18 protein-coding genes are annotated in these 17,364 nt (G+C 67.9%); 15 read left to right on the top strand and 3 right to left on the bottom strand.

The features are described 5' to 3' along the window. The first annotated feature begins 133 nt into the window (after nucleotides 1–133). From ASF57_RS04655 to ASF57_RS04675, 5 genes are all read left to right on the top strand, one after another. Complete coding sequence (locus tag ASF57_RS04655; RefSeq protein WP_056184701.1) at nucleotides 134–628, top strand: DoxX family membrane protein; 495 nt, start codon at nucleotides 134–136, stop codon at nucleotides 626–628. Beyond that, nucleotides 625–1,083 carry a hypothetical protein gene (locus tag ASF57_RS04660; RefSeq protein WP_056184698.1) on the top strand — a complete coding sequence of 153 codons (459 nt, stop codon included), beginning with the start codon at nucleotides 625–627 and terminating at the stop codon, nucleotides 1,081–1,083. The genes ASF57_RS04655 and ASF57_RS04660 overlap by 4 nt, the downstream gene beginning before the upstream one ends. A gap of 4 nt (nucleotides 1,084–1,087) precedes the next feature. Next, entirely contained in the window at nucleotides 1,088–2,008 is a 921-nt protein-coding gene (locus tag ASF57_RS04665; RefSeq protein WP_056184697.1) for an SMP-30/gluconolactonase/LRE family protein, read from the top strand. Beyond that, nucleotides 2,005–2,856 (top strand): VOC family protein, encoded by an 852-nt coding sequence (locus ASF57_RS04670; protein ID WP_156375961.1) that lies wholly within the window; start codon nucleotides 2,005–2,007, stop codon nucleotides 2,854–2,856. Before ASF57_RS04665 ends, ASF57_RS04670 begins: the two co-directional genes overlap by 4 nt. 99 nt (nucleotides 2,857–2,955) lie before the next feature. Then, a complete protein-coding gene (locus ASF57_RS04675) occupies nucleotides 2,956–3,960 on the top strand; it encodes an SDR family oxidoreductase (protein WP_056480638.1) in 1,005 nt (334 codons plus the stop codon). Here the strand turns inward: ASF57_RS04675 and ASF57_RS04680 are convergent. Then, nucleotides 3,948–4,193, bottom strand: coding sequence for a hypothetical protein (locus ASF57_RS04680; protein ID WP_056480641.1), 246 nt, complete (start codon nucleotides 4,191–4,193; stop codon nucleotides 3,948–3,950). The two genes, ASF57_RS04675 and ASF57_RS04680, sit on opposite strands and share 13 nt — an antisense overlap. Then, on the bottom strand, nucleotides 4,190–4,933 hold the full coding sequence (locus ASF57_RS04685; RefSeq protein ID WP_056480644.1) for a Crp/Fnr family transcriptional regulator: 744 nt from the start codon (nucleotides 4,931–4,933) through the stop codon (nucleotides 4,190–4,192). The genes ASF57_RS04680 and ASF57_RS04685 overlap by 4 nt, the downstream gene beginning before the upstream one ends. Before the next feature lie 749 nt (nucleotides 4,934–5,682). Here ASF57_RS04685 and ASF57_RS04690 point away from each other — a divergent pair. The 8 genes from ASF57_RS04690 (at nucleotide 5,683) to soxA (ending at nucleotide 11,990) form a co-directional block, all read left to right on the top strand. Further along, nucleotides 5,683–6,144 carry a (2Fe-2S)-binding protein gene (locus ASF57_RS04690; RefSeq protein WP_056184687.1) on the top strand — a complete coding sequence of 154 codons (462 nt, stop codon included), beginning with the start codon at nucleotides 5,683–5,685 and terminating at the stop codon, nucleotides 6,142–6,144. Nucleotides 6,145–6,154: 10 nt separating this feature from the next. Further along, nucleotides 6,155–8,347, top strand: coding sequence for a molybdopterin cofactor-binding domain-containing protein (locus ASF57_RS04695; RefSeq protein ID WP_056480646.1), 2,193 nt, complete (start codon nucleotides 6,155–6,157; stop codon nucleotides 8,345–8,347). Then, nucleotides 8,344–8,670 carry a c-type cytochrome gene (locus ASF57_RS04700; RefSeq protein WP_244476811.1) on the top strand — a complete coding sequence of 109 codons (327 nt, stop codon included), beginning with the start codon at nucleotides 8,344–8,346 and terminating at the stop codon, nucleotides 8,668–8,670. Before ASF57_RS04695 ends, ASF57_RS04700 begins: the two co-directional genes overlap by 4 nt. After that, complete coding sequence (locus tag ASF57_RS04705) at nucleotides 8,667–9,917, top strand: NAD(P)/FAD-dependent oxidoreductase (RefSeq protein ID WP_056480651.1); 1,251 nt, start codon at nucleotides 8,667–8,669, stop codon at nucleotides 9,915–9,917. The genes ASF57_RS04700 and ASF57_RS04705 overlap by 4 nt, the downstream gene beginning before the upstream one ends. A gap of 71 nt (nucleotides 9,918–9,988) precedes the next feature. Then, nucleotides 9,989–10,390, top strand: coding sequence for a sulfur oxidation c-type cytochrome SoxX (gene soxX / locus ASF57_RS04710; RefSeq protein ID WP_244476817.1), 402 nt, complete (start codon nucleotides 9,989–9,991; stop codon nucleotides 10,388–10,390). Further along, nucleotides 10,387–10,863, top strand: a complete 477-nt coding sequence (locus ASF57_RS04715; protein ID WP_056480653.1) for a SoxY-related AACIE arm protein — start codon at nucleotides 10,387–10,389, stop codon at nucleotides 10,861–10,863. Before soxX ends, ASF57_RS04715 begins: the two co-directional genes overlap by 4 nt. A 6-nt stretch (nucleotides 10,864–10,869) precedes the next feature. Further along, complete coding sequence (gene soxZ, locus ASF57_RS04720) at nucleotides 10,870–11,190, top strand: thiosulfate oxidation carrier complex protein SoxZ (protein WP_056184678.1); 321 nt, start codon at nucleotides 10,870–10,872, stop codon at nucleotides 11,188–11,190. After that, nucleotides 11,187–11,990 carry a sulfur oxidation c-type cytochrome SoxA gene (soxA, locus tag ASF57_RS04725; RefSeq protein ID WP_244476812.1) on the top strand — a complete coding sequence of 268 codons (804 nt, stop codon included), beginning with the start codon at nucleotides 11,187–11,189 and terminating at the stop codon, nucleotides 11,988–11,990. The genes soxZ and soxA overlap by 4 nt, the downstream gene beginning before the upstream one ends. 7 nt (nucleotides 11,991–11,997) lie before the next feature. Here the strand turns inward: soxA and chrA are convergent, their stop codons facing one another. Continuing rightward, on the bottom strand, nucleotides 11,998–13,194 hold the full coding sequence (gene chrA / locus ASF57_RS04730) for a chromate efflux transporter (RefSeq protein ID WP_056480754.1): 1,197 nt from the start codon (nucleotides 13,192–13,194) through the stop codon (nucleotides 11,998–12,000). 470 nt (nucleotides 13,195–13,664) lie between these two features. On the opposite strand from chrA, the gene ASF57_RS04735 reads away from it, so the two are divergent. Then, nucleotides 13,665–14,963 carry a flagellin gene (locus ASF57_RS04735; protein ID WP_162241533.1) on the top strand — a complete coding sequence of 433 codons (1,299 nt, stop codon included), beginning with the start codon at nucleotides 13,665–13,667 and terminating at the stop codon, nucleotides 14,961–14,963. A 1,202-nt stretch (nucleotides 14,964–16,165) separates the two neighbouring features. Continuing rightward, nucleotides 16,166–17,326, top strand: a complete 1,161-nt coding sequence (locus tag ASF57_RS04740) for an AraC family transcriptional regulator (protein WP_210166820.1) — start codon at nucleotides 16,166–16,168, stop codon at nucleotides 17,324–17,326. Nucleotides 17,327–17,364 lie beyond the last annotated feature (38 nt).

Genomic DNA, 17,364 nt, shown 5'->3' on the forward strand with positions numbered 1-17,364 from the left:
TGCCGCGATGCAGCATCCGAGACTTCGAACGTTTGAACCCCCGCGCGAGTGCCGCGTTCAACCGCCGATAGCATCACGTTCCGCCGAGCCGTCTCATCCCGGCGCGTCGCTCCTTTCAGGTCAGGACCGAATCTTGGTCGCTCTCAGCATCGGCATCGCCTTCGCGGTCCGGCTTCTCCTGGTCCTGCTGTTCCTGCCCTTCAGCGCGCTGGACAAGATCCTGAATTTTCGGGGCGCGGTGGGTCAGGCCCGCGAGCGCGTCGCCCGCACCGGGCTCGCCCGCGCGCTCATCCTCGCGGGGCTGTTCGTCGAGGTGGTGATGTCGCTCGGCATCCTCACCGGCATCGCCGATCGGGCCGCCGCCTTCGTGCTCGCCGGCTATTGCGGCGTCACGGCGCTGCTGTGGAAGCAGTTCTGGCGCCCCGGCGACTTCTGGGCCGGCGGCGACAGCAAGGGCCGGGGCCTGTTCTGGGACTTCCTCAAGAACTTCGCCCTCGCGGGCGGATTTCTCCTCATCACCTTCGGCACCGGGGCCGACACGGTGCGGCTCTTTCTCGCCGATCCGCTCGCCTCGTCGCAGCCCTACCGCACCGCCTCTGTCCCCGAGACCGTCAGGACCAACCCATGAGCGACGAGACGACGCCGGAGAAGCCCCGCGTTCCCTACTGGCACCTGTGGACCGACGCCGAGGGCGTCAGCCACCAGACCCGCTGCGCGCTGACCGATTTCGACATGAAGTCGATGCAGCCGCCGGCCGACCCGCAATGGCAGGGCACCAAGACCCATGACGGCGCCACCGTGATGGTCACGGTGCAGCCGGTGGGGTGGACCGGCGCCTGGCACGAGAACCCGAAGCCGCAATGGATCATCCCGCTCTCGGGTCGCTGGTTCGTCGAATCCATGGACGGGACCCGCGTCGAGATGGGTCCCGGCGAGATCTCCTTCGGAGAGGACCAGAACACGAAGGCGGTGGACGGGCGCCAGGGGCACCTCTCCGGCACGGTCGGCGACGCGCCCGCCGTGCTGATGGTGGTGCAGTTCGATGCGCCGCCGACCCTCGCCACCCCGTGCCGGTTCCGGTAGCCCCATGGCGTCCAGGCTCCAAAACCCGGGGTTCGAGGTCGTCGATCCGCGCTTTGCCGGGTACATGCTGGGCAATGCCGAACTGGAGGAGATCGCCAGCGGCTTCCGCTGGATCGAGGGGCCGGTCTGGTTCGGCGACGCCGACTGCCTGCTGTTCCAGGATCTGCCGCGCAACCGCACCATGCGGTGGAGCGAGGCGGAGGGGCTCTCGGTCTATCGGGCGCCCTCGGACTACGCCAACGGCCAGACCCGCGACCGGCAGGGCCGCCTGATCGCCTGCGCGCATCGCGGCCGCTGCCTGTATCGCACCGAACAGGACGGCGCCGTCACCACGCTGGTCACCCACCATGCCGGGCGCCGGCTCAACGCCCCCAACGACGTGGTGGTGGCCTCGGACGGGGCGATCTGGTTCACCGACCCGGTCTACGGCATCTCGAACGACTACGAGGGTGGGCGCCAAGTCTCCGAGCAGCCCCCGGCGCTGTATCGCCTCGACCCGGCTTCGGGCACCATCCGCGCCATGGCCCGTGATTTCGACGGGCCGAACGGGCTGGCCTTCTCGCCCGACGAGCGCCGGCTCTACGTGGCCGAGACCGGCGACCAGACCCGGCCCAACCCGCGCCAATACATCCGCGCCTTCGACGTCGGCCCCGACTTCGCGCTCTCGGGCGGCGAGGTCTTCCACACCGTCGCGCCCGGCTACTGCGACGGGATGCGGGTCGACGAGGACGGCAACGTCTGGAGCAGCGCCGCCGACGGGGTCCACTGCATCGATCCCTCCGGCAACCTGATGGGCAAGATCTTCGTGCCGCACCGGGTCTCGAACCTGACCTTCGGCGGCCGGATGAAGAACCGCCTGTTCATCGGCGGCTCGCACACCCTGTATGCCATCTTCCTCAACCGGCGTGGGGTTCAGACCCCATGATGGCGGGCGGGACGCCGGGCCTCGGAGCCGGACCGCTGCGCCTCGAGCGGATTCGCCTGGTCAGCGCCGACCCTGAAATACTGGCGCGGTATTTCACGGCCGCACTCGGGTTTTCGCGCACGACCTCGACACGACCTTCGGTCGACCAGCGAACCACTTTTGGCACGCATGGGGTGTCCCTCAGCCTCGGTGCCCAGGCCCTCGACCTCGTCGGATTCGACCGGCCGGGCCGTCCCTATCCCGACGACGTGCCGGGCTGGAGCCCGCTGTTTCAGCACATCGCCATCGTGGTCTCGGACATGGCGGCCGCCTTCGCGCGCCTGTCGGCGACCCCGGGCTGGCGCCCGATCTCCACGGCGGGACCGGAGCGCCTGCCGGCGGCCTCGGGCGGCGTGAGCGCCTTCAAGTTCCGCGATCCCGAGGGGCATCCCCTTGAATTGCTTGCGTTTCCCGCCGGACATGAGCCGGAGACCTGGCGCGGCGGCGGACCCGATCCCTGCCTCGGCATCGACCATTCGGCGATCTCGGTGGTGGATTCCGCCGCCAGCCTCGCCTTCTACGAGGGCCTCGGCTTCTCGGTGGCGTCGCGCTCCACAAATGTCGGTCCCGAGCAGGCGCGCCTCGACGGCGTACCCGACCCGCGCGTGGCGGTGACCGGCCTGCGCCCGCCCGGCGCCCCGACGCCACATGTCGAACTCCTTGACTATGCAGGGCTATTTCCCCGTGCCGGTCACATCTGCGGCGACCACGACATCGCCGCCACGGTCCTGGTCTTCGCCGGTGAAGCCTCGGTCGCCGGTCCGCGCCGCCTTCAGGACCCCGACGGCCACCGGCTCTGGCTGCCCTGAGCGTCAGGCTCCCGCGCTTCGGAACAGCGCCCCCGCGGGTCCGGTTGGCCGAGCACGCAAGGCGGCGCGCGGCGCCTCCGGGACGGGGAATTCCAAGGCATGCGGGACCTGCGGAACAGCGTGGTGGTGATCACCGGAGCATCGAGCGGCATCGGGCGCGCGGCCGCTTTCGCCTTCGCCGAACGGGGCGCCCGGGTGGTGCTGGCCGCCCGCCGGGCCGAGGCGCTCGCCGATCTCGCCCGCGACTGCCGCAAGCTCGGGGGCGAGGCTCTGGCCGTCCCGACCGACGTCACCGACGCGTCCGCCGTCGAGGCCCTGGCGAGCGCCGCCTACCACGCCTACGGGCGGATCGACGTTTGGATCAACAATGCAGGCACCGGAGTGTTCGGCCCCTACCAGGACGCGCCCCTCGACCTGCACCACCGCACCATCGCGGTGAACCTGCTGGGCGGCATGTACGGCGCCTATGCGGCGCTGCCTCACTTTCTGCGCCAGGGTCGGGGGACTCTGATCACCAACATCTCGCTCGGCGGCTGGGCTCCGGCGCCGTTCGCCGCCGCCTACACGGCCAGCAAGTTCGGCCTGCGCGGCTTCACCGCCAGCCTGCGCCAGGAGCTGCGCCGCCATCGCAATATCCACGTCTGCTCGGTGTTTCCCGCCATGGTCGACACCCCCGGTCTGGATCACGGCGCCAACGTCTCCGGCCGGACCATCGACACCGGCCCCCTGGTCTACGCCCCCGAAGACGTGGCCGAGACCTTCGTGCACCTCGCCCGCCACCCGCACGACGAGGTCGCGGTGGGCTGGCCGGCCCGTGCGGCGCAGGTCGCCTACGCCCTGGCCCCCGGGCCGACCGAACATCTCATGGGCATCGCGATCCACAGCGCCCTCGATCGGGCGAATCCGGCGCCGCGCACGCACGGGGCCCTCCGTGCGCCGCTCGGCGATACGCCCCGGGCAAGCGGCGGTTGGCGCGCCCGCAAGGGCGTTCCCTCGGCCCGGCCGCTCAGCGTTGCCGGTGCGGCGCTGGTCGGAGGGGCCGCGCTCCTCGCCCTCGGCTGGCGTGCCCGGACGTCATCGCGCGAGTACCCTCAGGGGCGCTGATCGCAACGCTGCGTGATCCAGTCGAGCGCTGTCGTCAGGTCGAGAAACGCCGGTGGTCTGGGATAAGCCAGGCTGCCGAACCCCGCCTCCAGGAACCAGTATCCCGCCGCAGCGCCATGATCGGCCGAGAGCCGGGCGAGGATGGCGACGAGGACACCCTCGGCCAGCACCAGGCGCCCCTCACCGTCGTTGCTCTCCGTACGGATCCGGATGGGCTGGAGGCTCAGAATCATGGGCTGGGCCGCCGCTCCTGATGCAGGTAGGCCGGATCGAATTCCGCACGCTTCGTCAGCTCGTTCCAATCGTGAATGACGAGGCGCTGTCCCTGAAGGGTGAGTAAGCCCTGACCGCGCAACTCCTGCAGGACGCGGTTCACGTGGACGTTCGACACCCCGATCGCGTCGGCGATATCGCTCTGGGTCAGAGCCATCTCGCAGCTATGGTCCCGAGCGAGATCCATGGCCTCCAGCTTCAGGTAGAGTTCGCAGAACAGGTGGGTGATCCGGCCGAGCGTCGAGCGCCGGCCGATATTGGTCATCCACTCTCGGAAGATCGCGGCATCCACCAGTGTGTCGCGCCATAGGGCTGCGGTGACGCCGGGGTGGTTGCGGGTGAGATCGAGCAACGCGTCATGCGGAATGAAGGCGAGCGTGCACGCGGTGAGGGAGCTCAGGTTGTGATCCATGACCGGCAGATGGAGACTCTGCAGGTCCGGAATGTCGCCGGGGATGTGCACGGAGAGGATCTGGCGCTTGCCCTCGTCCAGCAGCTTGTAGCGGAAGGCCCAGCCCTCGATCAGGAGGCAGCATTGCGTGGGTTGATCGCCGTCGCGCACGATATCCTGGTGTGCGCCGAGCTGGCGACGCATCACCGGCAGACGCTCGATGGCATGACGCTCCGCATCCGAGATCGTGATGATCGTTTCCAGCTTCCGAATGAGCAGGCTGATGTCGGCGCCGGCGGCGAAGCTCATTGCGAAGATGCCTTTCTTGGATAGGACGGAAGCGTCGGGACTGCGTGAATGCAGGGGATCGCACGACCGGCGTCGTGCCTAGCATGGGAGCATGATGGCGCGCTCGCCGTCCCACGCCGCCGCCACCGCACGCTTCCTCTTGCCGCGAGTATAAACTGTGGCGGCTCAGGTCTCGACAAGTCTTGCATTAACAAAAAGCAGGGCTGTTGAAAGGGCCGTCGGCCACTCCATGATGTCACGCCAATGTGATCGTGGCGCTGACTGAGGGAGCGGGATGTACGACCAGGGTGCGAGGGGGTGCGGATCAGAAGTGTCGATGCGACAAGCCTCTTTCTGCAGCCCTCCTCTCACAAGCTTGGAGCCGGCGGATTTTGGCCTCCTGTGACCGTCCCCATGCGGGTTTGGACTCACCGTCGCCGAACCCTGATCGCCCCCCAGTCGGGGGGCCGTTGTGCGGTTCTGGGAGCCCCTACCCCTTGTCCAAGGTGCCTTCGGGTCTGTCTGCTTCGCTTCGTTCAGATCTCGCGGTCACTTCCGGTTCGCAACGCCAGCGCGTGCGCCGATCGATGGCGCTTTGATGATGTCCGTATGCCAGGCGAGCGCGAACATGTTTTCAGCGCGCCTTTCGTCGCGAGGAATGGCTGTGGACTTGGTCGACCACGGTACCGTACGATCATTCCAAAGACGGAGCCGGCGCTGCGGCCTTTCGCGGAGCGCAATCCACGGCCGAACACCATGGCAGGAAACGCATGATCCGTTTGAACGTGAACGGTGCCATCCGCGAGGTCGAGGCCGAGCCTGACACCCCGCTCCTCTGGGTCATCCGTGAACAGGCGGGCCTCACCGGTACGAAGTACGGTTGCGGCATCGCCCAGTGCGGCGCCTGCACGGTGCATATCGATGGCACGGCTGTGCGCTCCTGTTCGATGCCGGTGTCCAGCGTCACGCCGGACCAGAAGATCGTGACGATTGAAGGCCTGTCGCAGGACCGCTCGCACCCGGTGCAGAAGGCCTGGGCCGAACTCGACGTCCCGCAATGCGGCTTCTGTCAGTCCGGGATGATCATGGCCTCGGCGGCGCTTCTTGCGCAGAACCCGCATCCCAGCGACGCGGAGATCCGCTCCGAGATCACCAACATCTGCCGGTGCGGCACCTACAATCGCGTCTTGGCCGGCATCAAGCTCGCGGCCAACGGTGGTCAGGCCGGTTGAGGAGAGAGCCATGAACGCGCTTCCCAGCAAGCCTTCCCGCCGCACGTTCGTAGCCGGTGCCGTCGCTGCAGCCGGCGGCCTCAGCCTGGGATTCCATGTGCGGTTCCCGGGTGAGGCCGTCGCCCAGGGGGCTCCGACCGCTCTCACCCCCGAGGTGAATGCCTGGGTGGTGATCAGGCCCGACGAGACCGTAGTGATCCGCATCGCCCGGTCCGAAATGGGGCAGGGCACCCTCACGGGACTCGCTCAACTCGTGGCCGAGGAACTCGGCTGTGACTGGAGTAAGGTGGTCACCGAGTACCCGACGCCGGGCCAGAACGTCGCCCGCGGCCGGGTCTGGGGCGATTTTGGCACCGGCGGCAGCCGCGGTATCCGCGAATCTCAGGATTACGTCCGCAAGGGCGGCGCGGCCGCCCGCATCATGCTGGTCGAGGCCGCCGCCAAGGGCTGGGGCGTGGCCCCGGACATGTGCCGCGTCGACAAGGGCGTGATCAGCCACGCCGGCTCCGGCCGTACCATCACCTTCGGCGCGGTCGCGATGGCGGCGGCCAAGATCACCCCGCCGAAGGACATCGTCCTCAAGGACCCGAAGGATTGGACCATCGCCGGAAAGCCGGTGAAGCGCCTCGACACCGTCGAGAAGACTGACGGCAGTCAGATCTACGGCATCGACCTCAACATGCCCGGCCTGCTGAACGCCGCGATCCGCGACTGTCCGGTCTTCGGCGGCACCGTGAAGAGCTTCGACGCCAAGGCGGTCGAAGGCATGCCTGGCGTCAAGAAGGTTGTGGCGGTCGGCGATTCGGCCGTAGCGGTGGTCGCCGACACGTTCTGGCGCGCCAAGACCGCCGTGGAGGCCCTGCCGATCGTCTGGGATGACGGGCCGAACGGGCAGGTCTCGAGCGAGACCATCGCGGCGACCCTGCGCGAGGGCCTCGATGCCGAGGAAACCTACGTGGGCAACAAGGGTGGTGACGTCGCAGCCGCCCTGAAGAACGCGGCCCGGGTTGTGGAGGCGACCTATGGCGTGCCGTTCCAGAACCACGCCACCATGGAGCCGATGAACGCCACGGTACGCTGGACGTCGGAGCGCTGTGAGGCCTGGGCGCCGACCCAGAACGGCGAGGCGGCACTCGCTGCCGTCGCAGAGGCTGCCGGTCTCTCGGCTGCCAAGTGCGACGTCTACAAGCTCCTGCTCGGTGGCGGCTTCGGCCGGCGCGGTGCCACGCACGACTGGCTGCGCCAAGCTGTGCTGATCGCGAAAGAGATGCCCGGGACGCCGATCAAGCTGATCTGGACCCGCGAAGAGGACATGACCCACGGGCGCTACCATCCGATCACGCAGTGCCGAATGCGTGCCGGGCTGGACGAGGCCGGCAACCTGACCGGGCTGCACATGCGCATTTCCGGCCAGTCGATCCTGGTTTCGGTGGCGCCGAATCGGATGGTCGACGGCAAGGATCCGGTGGTGTTCCAGGGCCTCAACGCTGGCGGCGCGGAGGCGGCGATCGGCTACGCGATTCCGAACATCCTCGTCGATCATGCTATGCGCAATCCGCACGTCCCGCCGGGCTTCTGGCGCGGCGTGAACATGAATCCCAACGCCATCTATCTCGAATGCTTCATGGACGAACTCGCCCATGCGGCTGGTCAGGATCCTTTGGCCTTCCGGTTAAAGCTGATGGAGAAGCACCCAAAGCATCGGGCGGTGCTGCAGGCGGTGGCCGACAAGGCGGGGTGGGGCGAAAAGCCTCCCGCGGGCGTCCATCGAGGCCTCGCTCAGATGATGGGCTTCGGCTCCTACGTGGCGGCGGTGGCCGAGGTCTCGGTCGGTGATGACGGGGCGGTCAAGGTCCATCGCATCGTCGCGGCCACCGATCCGGGCCACGCCCTCAATCCGCAACAGATCGACGCTCAGATCGCGGGGTCTTTCGTCTATGGCCTGTCTGCGGCGCTCTACCAGGAATGCACGGTCAAGGACGGCCGCATCGAGCAGACGAACTTCGACACCTACCCCGTGATGCGGCTTCAGGAGATGCCGGTGGTCGAAACGATCGTGATGCCATCGGGCGGGTTCTGGGGTGGGGTCGGCGAGCCCACCATCGCGGTCGCGGCCCCTGCCGTCCTGAACGCCATCTATGCAGCCACCGGCAAGCGCGTGCGCCAGATGCCGGTGAAGAACACGGATCTGCGCCGAGCGTGACGCGCTTGTCGATGGTCGCGGCCTGGCTGCTGGCCGGACCGATGGGCATGGCCCTGGCGGCGGAGCGCCCGCCGCCAGGCGCCTCCTCCTGCGCCGGGTGCCATGCCGAGGGGGCGGCGATGGGGGCGATCGACGGTCGCCCGGAGACCGAGATCGCGGCGGCGCTCACCGCCTATCGTTCGGGCGAGCGGCCCGCGAGCGTGATGAGTCGCATTGCGAAGGGATTTTCGGACGCGGAGTCCCAGGCGATCGCCGCCTATCTGTCGCGGCAGCCTGCCGCCGCCGTAGAGCAGAGCAACGCGACAAGCCAGGAGCGACCATGAGCCCGACGCGCCGCGCTCTCCTCGCCACAGGGACGGCCCTTGCCCTGGTAGGGCCCGCCATCGCGAAGGCCGTGCCGAAGGTGGTGGTGATCGGCGGCGGATTCGGGGGGGCTACGGCCGCCCGTGCGCTCCATCGGGGTGGCCTCGATGTGACACTCGTAGAGGTCAACCCGACCTACGTCTCCTGCCCGTTCAGCAACGAGGTCATCGCTGGCCTCCAGCCGATGGCGGCGCAGCGTTTCGGCTATGATGGTCTCGTCCGTGCCGGCATCCGCGTGGTACACGAAGCCGCCACGGGGATCGACTCGGAGGCCCGCCGGGTGACGCTCGCCGACGGCACGGCACTCCCCTATGACCGCCTCGTGCTCTCGCCGGGCATCGACCTGCGCTTCGATGCCATCCCGGGCTACGACCAGGCCGCTGCCAGCCGTATGCCCCATGCCTGGAAGGCCGGTGAGCAGACGCTGCTCCTCGCCCGGCAAATCGCCGCCATGCCGGAAAACGGCACCGTGTTGCTGTCGGTTCCTGGCAATCCCTATCGCTGCCCGCCCGGCCCCTACGAGCGGGCGAGCCTGATCGCCCACGTGCTGAAGACCCGCAAGCCGCGGGCAAAGCTGATCCTGCTCGATGCCAAGGACACTTTCTCGAAGCAGCGCCTGTTCCAGTCGGCCTGGGCGACGCTTTATCCGACCCAACTCGAATACGTGCCGCTGGCCGAGGGCGGCCAAGTCAGTGCCGTCGATCCGGATGCCATGATCGTCCGCACCGACTTCGCGGACTACAAGGCGGATGTCGCCTGCATCATCCCACCCCAGCGGGCGGGCCGGATCGCCGCCATCGCCGGAGTCGCCGACCGCAGCGGCTGGTGCCCCATCGATCCGGTCACCTTCGAGTCGCGGTTGATGCCCGGCATCCACGTCATCGGCGACGCGGCCATTGCCGGGGCAATGCCCAAATCCGCGTTCTCGGCCAATGCGCAGGGCAAGGTCTGCGCCGATGCGGTGATCGACCTCCTGGCCGGGCGCGCGCCCGAGACGCCCAAGCTGATCAACACCTGTTACAGCCTGGTGGCGCCCGGCTACGGCATCTCGATCGCGGGCGTCTACCATCCCGCGGGTGGTGTCCTCGCTGACGTGGAGGGCGCTGGCGGGATCAGCCCGGTCGATGCGCCGATGACCCTGCGCGCCCAGGAGGCGCTCTATGCCGCCGACTGGTACCGCACCATCACCCGGCAGGTTTTCGGGTGATCGGACGCCCCGGATGGGTCTGGATCGGCGGGCTGCTCCTGGCCTCGGCGGCGGTTGCGGGGGAGGGCGCCCTGCGTCCCGTCACCATCGTGGGTCGGGAAATTCCGGAGCCCTTGACCACGGCGCCGGGCGACCCCGAGCGGGGCCGGACCCTCGTCGTCGACCGCACCCGGGGCCTGTGCCTGCTCTGCCATGCCGGGCCGTTTCCCGAGGAGCGCTTTCCGGGCAATCTCGGCCCTGACCTCTCGGGCGTCGGCGACCGGCTCTCGCCCGGCGCGCTGCGCCTGCGGCTCGTCGATGGCCGGGCCTTGAACCCGGACACGATCATGCCCTCCTATTACCGCCTGCAGGAGACGGTGCGGATCGGCGCAGCCTGGCGCGACCGGCCGGTGCTGGAGGCCCAGGCCATTGAGGACATTGTGGCTTTTCTCATAACCCTGCGCGACACACCTTCGGAAAGGCCGGTGCCGTGAGCCCGCACAATCCCCGGGGTCCGAGCCGCCGCCGCATCCTCGCCCTCGGGCCCGGGGCCGCTGCCGCGGTGGTGCTGCGCCCGGTGGCGGCGGAGGCCGCGACGCGTACCGAGAGCACCGCCGAGGCCATCCGGCGCTTTGCCGGAGCGGCGGAGATCCGGCCGGGGCGGGTCCATCTCGACCTGCCGCCGCTGGTGGAGAACGGCAACGCGGTGACCATCACGGTGACGGTCGACAGCCCGATGACGGAGGAGGACCATGTCCGCCGCATCGCCGTGTTCAACGATAAAAATCCGCAGCCGAATGTCATCACCGTATACCTGGGGTCGCGTGGAGGTCGCGCGGTTTTGACGACCCGAATCCGCCTCGCCGACACGCAACGCATCACCGCCATCGCGGAGACCAGCGACGGCCGCTACTGGTCGACCACGGCGGATGCCATCGTCACCCTCGCCGCCTGCCTGGAGGGCTGACCGGCCATGGCCCGCACCCTGATCAACGTTCCGAAAGCTGCGACGGCCGGCGAGGTCGTGACGATCAAGACCCTGATCTCGCATCCGATGGAGACCGGCTTCCGGCCGGGGGCCGACGGGCGGATCCGGCCGCGCGACATCATCACCGACTTCACCTGCCTGTACGACGGCGAGCCGGTGTTCCGGGCCGAGCTGTTTCCGGCCGCAGCCGCCAATCCCTACCTGACCTTCACCCTGCGGGCGACGCGGACCGGCACGCTGACCTTCACCTGGCGCGGCGACAACGGTTTCGTCCAGACCGAGACCGCGACCCTGACGGTGACGTGAGGCGGGCCGCGCTCCTGATGCTGGCGGCGCTCGCGACCGGGTCGGCCGGGGCGGGGGAGATTCCACCGGCCGAGATTCCGCCGTCCGAGATTCCGCCGGCCGAGCGGCGCTCGAGCTTCGACGGGATGAGCCCGGACATCCAGGCGATGCAGCGCGATGCGGACGCCAATCCGGGCCTGCTCTGGCTGCAGGACGGGGCGGACCTCTGGAGTACGGCCCCGGCGCCCGACCGGCCCGCCTGCGCCGGCTGCCACGGAGAGGCGGCGACCGCGATGCGTGGCGTTGCCGCCCGCTACCCAACCTGGGACGAGGCGACCGCCGCCCCGATCGACCTCCAGGGCCGGATCAACGCCTGCCGCCGGCGCCACCAGGGCGCGGAGCCCTACGCCTACGAGAGCCGGGAGCTTCTGGGCCTCACCGCCTACGTCGCCGCCCAATCCGCGGGCCTGCCGATCACAACCCCTGCCGACGCCCGCCTCGGCTCTGCCCGATCGGCGGGCCGGGCGCTGTTCACCCGGCGCATGGGCCAGCTCGGCCTGTCCTGCGCCGCCTGCCACGACGGCAATCACGGGCGTCGCCTCGGGGCCGCCCTGATCCCGCAGGGCCATCCCACCGGCTACCCGCTTTACCGCCTCGAATGGCAGGGACTCGGCTCGGTGCAGCGGCGCCTGCGTAACTGCATGACGGGGATGCGGGCCGAGCCCTTCGCCTATGGCGCACCGGAATTCGTCGCCCTCGAGCGCTACCTGATGGACCGCGCCGCACCCCTTCCGATGGAGACCCCGGCGGTGCGTCCGTGATCGCCCCTCAGGCCCAGGACAGGGCGACGCCCCCGGCGGCGGTGACCAGCACCACGATCCAGGGCGGCACCCGCCCCACGGTGAGCAGGCAGAAGGCCAGCACGGCGACGGCGAAATCGCGGGCGTTGCCGACGGCGCTGATCCAGACGGGATCGTAGAGGGCGGCGCCCAGGAGGCCGACCACGGCGGCGTTGGCGCCCCGCATCGCCGCCTGGGCGCGAGGCCGGGCGCGGAGACCGTGCCAGAACGGCAGCGCGCCGTAGACCAGGAGCAGCCCCGGCAGGAAGATCGCCACCAGGGCGATCGCGGCTCCGGGGAGGCCGTGCGGCGCCGGTCCGACGGCGGCGCCCAGATAGGCCGCCACGGTGAAGAGCGGGCCGGGCACCGCCTGGGCGGCGCCGTAGCCGGCGAGGAACCCGGCCGGGTCGATCCAGCCGGGGCCGACCACCTCCGCCTGGAGCAGGGGCAGGACGACGTGGCCGCCGCCGAACACCAGGGCGCCGGCGCGGGCGAAGGCCTCGAACAGGGCGAGCCCCTGCCCGCCGAACCCGGGCGCCAGGAGGGCCGGCCCGAGGAGCAGCAGGGCGAGCAGGAGGGCAAAGACGAGCAGAGCCGCCGCGCCGGCCCGGCGCGAGACCGGAACCCCGAGCGTGCCGGCGGGCCGGGCGGTGCCGTCCGCCGGCTCCGCGCCGGCCCGGCACAGGAGCAGCCCGGCCGCGGCCCCGAGGGCGATCGCCAGCGCCTGTCCGACAGCGCCGGGCAGAAGGACGACGCCCATCAACGCCGCGACCGCGATTCCGGCGCGGGGACGGTCCGGGGTGAGCGACCGGGCCATGCCCCACAGGGCTTGCGCCACCACCGCCACGGCCACCAGCTTGAGGCCGTGCAGCACGGCCGCCGCCCACGGTCCGCTCAAGGCGCCGGCCGAGAGGGCGAAGGCCAGGAGCGCCAGGGCGGAGGGCAGGGTGAAGGCTGCCCAGGCGGCGAGCCCCCCGAGCAGGCCGCCGCCGCGCAGCAGCCCGAGAGCGAACCCGACCTGGCTCGAGGCCGGCCCCGGCAGGAACTGGCACAGGGCGACGAGGTCGGCATAACCCGCCTCGTCGATCCAGCGCCGGCGCTGCACCAGCTCTTCCCGAAAGTAGCCCAGGTGGGCGATCGGGCCGCCGAACGCGGTCAGGCCGAGCTTGAGGAACACCCGGAACACCTCGGCGGGCCGTCCGGGAGCCGGGCGCGTCTTGGGAGCCGTGCGCGTCTTGGAAGCCGGACGCGCCTCGGGAGCCGGACGCGCCTCGGGGGACGGGAGCTGTGCCTGCCCATTCACGCGGTGATCCTCATCGTCGACACGTCTCCGGCATCCATCCAGCGCTCAAACGACCATGGATTGGTTCGGCGGGCGGATACCATCCGGCGCGGCCCGAGTCCCGGCGATTCCCGCCGGCCGGTCCGTCCCCGGGGCGCAGCGCACCGACGGACCGCCGGCGCGCCGCGCTGGAGACGCCGGATCGAGGCTCAGAGCGATCGAATTTGGCTAAAGTACGCATCGTCCTAAGTAAAGGACGGACTGTCACCTAATCAATCGATTCGGAAGTCTGTACTTACAAGCCCATAAACCAATCCCGTCCGAGATTGATGTGCCTAGACGGCATCTATAGCTCCGGACCAGGATTGCATCACATGAACTATTCTATTGGTCTAACCCAGTCTGCCCGTGACGGCGTGCTCTCTTTGCAGAAAACCGCGTCGCTGATGGCAACCAATCAGGAACGTCTTGCGACCCGAAAGAGCGTCAACAGCGCATTGGATGATCCGGTTAAGTATTTCACCGCGCAGGCGCTCACGGATCGCGCCGGTTCCCTCACGAGCCTGCTCGCGGGTATGTCCATGGGCATCCAGACCATCAAGGCGGCATCGACCGGCCTCGACACGATCTCCGACTACGTGAAGTCGATGCAGGCGATGGTGCTGCAGGCCCAGAGCAGCGCCGCTGTAAACCTGCCCAAGATTTCCGGGTCCCAAGCCCTCGGTAGCTTGGCCCAGGCCACTACCGCCGGCAAGAGCCAGCGTGACTACGCCCTCGGCATGACCCTGAAAGCCCCAGTCGCCCCGGCCACGGCCGGCCCCAACGGAAACGTCGGGCTGGCGACGACCGTCAACACGATGCAGATTTCGGCGGGCAACGCGAGCTACAGCTACACGATCTCGGCGACCGACACGGTCGCCGACCTCGTCAGCCAGATCAACAAGTCGGGCCTCGCCACTGCGTCGGTGGATGCCCAGGGCTTGATGCAGGTGGTCGGCGAGGGCTCCGATCCTCTGACGATCAGTCTCGGTGGGGCCGCGACGGCACCCGCGACCGGCTTCGTCGCCAACGCACAGGCGACGACGCGGGTGTTCGGTACGAGGACGAGTGCCGTCGTCGGAGGCCTCACATCGGCCGCCCGGACGGCTCTGGTCGATCAGTTCAATATCCTGCGCGGCCAGATCGATTCGACCGCCAAGGGGGCCGGCGTCAGCGGCGTCAATCTGCTCAACGGCGACAAAACCTCGGTCATCTTTAACGAGCTGACCGGGCCGGAACAGGCAAAGCTCACCGTGCAAGGCACGTTGACCAACTCGACCAACCTTGGGATCGGTCTGATGCAGGACGCGGCTACATCCGCTGCTGGGGCGAATTTCAGCGTTCAGAACAATGCGGACCTCACGAAGGCGTCTGAAGCGCTAACCAACGCGCTCAACACGCTGAAGGCACAGTCGAACGTGCTCTCCTCGAACATGTCGATCATCATGACGCGTCAGGACTTCACCAAAAGCATGACCAACATCCTCAATACCGGCGCCTCCAACCTGACGGCGGCGGACATGAACGAGGAGGCTGCCAACTCGAACGCCCTGCAGATTCAGCAATCGCTCGGCGTCTCGGCGCTGTCCCTCGCCAATCAGGCGAACCAGAGCATCCTGCAGCTGCTGCGCTAAACGGACCCAGCAACTCGGCGCGGTTCGATGACCGCGCCGAGTTGCACCCGGAAATCCCGCACGCCCGTGCGGTCACGGCCCCTCTCACGGCATGATCCGGCCGGCCATGGCTCTCGTTTCCGAACTGTCCCGATGGCTAGCCGCAGGCGCAGGGCTGATGGGCGCCACCCTGATGATGACGCAGTCCGGCCCCTCGTGGGAGGGTGTGCGGATCGGGATCACGTGCGTTGCCTTATGGGCGATTTTCATGACGATCGGATTTGCGACACTCGGCTCCGGTCGGACCCGCAAGCGGGCCGGACGTTCCTCGACCGTGCGTCTGGCAAACCCGGACCCGGCCGGACCCCTGCTGGACGGCCCCGCCGCGAACGAGCGGAAATCGCCGGAAGCCTTGTCCCTTTCGGCTTCCGCCTCCTCTTCGACTTCAGCTTCGTCCTCCAGATCCCTTCCGGCACATCGGGAGCGGATTCTGCAGCGGAGATTTCGATGACTTCGATGGTCTGACAAGTCTTGGATCGATACCAACACAGTAATTTACAAGATCATTCAAAATCGATCGAACGTCTCATGCGAATGGCATTGGGTGTCGTGTCGATGATCCGCGATGGAGGTTGATCGAATTGTGTTCCGATGCTGCGGCAGGCGTTCCAAGATCACGCGCCCGCGACATGCTGGATTAGCCTCTCGCTGCGCTCTGAACCCGATCCTGCTGGCTTCGATCGGAGCGTCCGACCGGGACCACCGGTCTCGAACCGCTCGGCCTCCGCTTTCCCTGTCAGCGTGCGAGCAGGCTGTCGTCCGAGGTCGACGCGGGCCGTCAGGCCATCTGTCCCGTCAGGAGCGGAGGATAGTCTGTCTAGATTTGGATATCGGGTTCGCTGCCGCAGCCTATTGACCCAGAGATACTATCCTTTAAGACTAGTTTCGAACCTCCAAGAAAATATAGGCGACGCCAAATCTTTCTCTATCCCAATCGGGAGGGGCGATTGCATGGCTGTGCCGATTCCACCGAGATTGCAGGCTTGGGCGGACGAGCTTCGGCCGCGGGCACGCTCCAGGTCGAGCGGCTCGCGCCGCCGAAACCCGTGTGCGTGTGGCGCTGGCGAATCGACCCAGTGCCATTTCAGCCGACCAATTGGCCTCGCTGCACGCAAAACGTGCACCAGGGCACATGCGTGCCGGTCCGCGGATGATGATGGCGTGTGCACGGACGGACGTTCCATCCGTCAATACAGACGATCCGTCCTGGATCCTGCGGAAACGCGGCAGCGCTATTCACTGCGCCTGAGGCGATCAATAAGTTTCGCGAGGAACATAAGCAGGGATTGTTTATCGTAATTCAGGCACTAGCGAGGGCCAGTTCTTGGCTTGAATGGATGATCGAATATCTATTCCAGAACATCGCCGACAACAATACGCGCCGAAGAGCCTGGATCGATGGTTTGGCGGATCTGTTCGAGGTGCGTTGCGAGCAGGATGTCTTCGTTCCGCAAACCGTATACCAGAGATATTATAATCTGAAGAAAATGATGTTTACCGAGGCCGACGGCTTCAAGCAGGTCGCGGAGAGAAAATCGTCGCAAATCGCGAACCAGAACATCGATCACATCTGTATCTCGCTTCAGCTTTCAGGTCAGAAAAAGATTGCAACTGGAGGGTGCGTTTCGGAGATCGGGCAGGAGATGCTGGTCGTCTTCGATCTTTCTCAGGAACTTTCGATCGACCGCGCGGGCGGAGGGGCCGAATTGGGCGCGATCGTGCCGCGCCGTGTCCTGGATGCTTGGCGCGGCGATCCGTCGAGTTGGCATGGACGGATCATCCCTCCGACGACCACGCCCCTCACCCTGCTGCTCGCGGACCATCTGAAAGGCTTGCGGACCTGCCTTCGGACGGCGGCGCCGCTGCAGAAGGACCGGCTCGCCGAGGCCTCCATCGCCCTCTGCAACGCGGCGTTCATGGCGGAGTCGGACAGCGCCTACAATCACACCGGCGTCCTCGGGATCGCCGTGCGCCAGGCGATCGACCAAAACCTCGCCACGATCGACGCCGAGACCCTGATGGCCAAGTTCGGCCTGTCGCGGACGCCCCTCTACAAGCTGTTCGAGGCCGATGGGGGGGTCTACGCCTATATCCGCAGCCGGCGCCTCGCGCACGCCATGCAGCAGATCGCCAGCGCCCCCGGCGGGCGCCGCCCGAAGATCGCGCAACTGGCGTTCGAGAGCGGTTTCGAGAACGAGCAGGTGTTCAGCCGGGCGTTCCGGCGCAAGTACGGCCTGAACCCGAGCGAGGTCGACGCCACCTACCAGGTCTGCCCGCACGACGACCGCGCGTCACGCCTGATGTCCTGGCTGCGTGAACTCTAGCGTTTGTCAGGGATCCGTGGAAACCGGGTATCCCGATC

The sequence above is a fragment of the Methylobacterium sp. Leaf117 genome (genome assembly GCF_001422985.1).
In the GTDB taxonomy this organism is placed as follows: domain Bacteria; phylum Pseudomonadota; class Alphaproteobacteria; order Rhizobiales; family Beijerinckiaceae; genus Methylobacterium.

Bases quoted from the DNA above. Each gene is read 5' to 3' on its own strand.
- ASF57_RS04660 (WP_056184698.1), top strand. From the start codon at position 625: ATGAGCGACGAGACGACGCCGGAGAAGCCCCGCGTTCCCTACTGGCAC.
- ASF57_RS04665 (WP_056184697.1), top strand. From the start codon at position 1,088: ATGGCGTCCAGGCTCCAAAACCCGGGGTTCGAGGTCGTCGATCCGCGC.
- ASF57_RS04670 (WP_156375961.1), top strand. From the start codon at position 2,005: ATGATGGCGGGCGGGACGCCGGGCCTCGGAGCCGGACCGCTGCGCCTC.
- ASF57_RS04675 (WP_056480638.1), top strand. From the start codon at position 2,956: ATGCGGGACCTGCGGAACAGCGTGGTGGTGATCACCGGAGCATCGAGC.
- ASF57_RS04680 (WP_056480641.1), bottom strand. From the start codon at position 4,193: ATGATTCTGAGCCTCCAGCCCATCCGGATCCGTACGGAGAGCAACGAC.
- ASF57_RS04685 (WP_056480644.1), bottom strand. From the start codon at position 4,933: ATGAGCTTCGCCGCCGGCGCCGACATCAGCCTGCTCATTCGGAAGCTG.
- ASF57_RS04690 (WP_056184687.1), top strand. From the start codon at position 5,683: ATGATCCGTTTGAACGTGAACGGTGCCATCCGCGAGGTCGAGGCCGAG.
- ASF57_RS04695 (WP_056480646.1), top strand. From the start codon at position 6,155: ATGAACGCGCTTCCCAGCAAGCCTTCCCGCCGCACGTTCGTAGCCGGT.
- ASF57_RS04705 (WP_056480651.1), top strand. From the start codon at position 8,667: ATGAGCCCGACGCGCCGCGCTCTCCTCGCCACAGGGACGGCCCTTGCC.
- soxZ (WP_056184678.1), top strand. From the start codon at position 10,870: ATGGCCCGCACCCTGATCAACGTTCCGAAAGCTGCGACGGCCGGCGAG.
- ASF57_RS04735 (WP_162241533.1), top strand. From the start codon at position 13,665: ATGAACTATTCTATTGGTCTAACCCAGTCTGCCCGTGACGGCGTGCTC.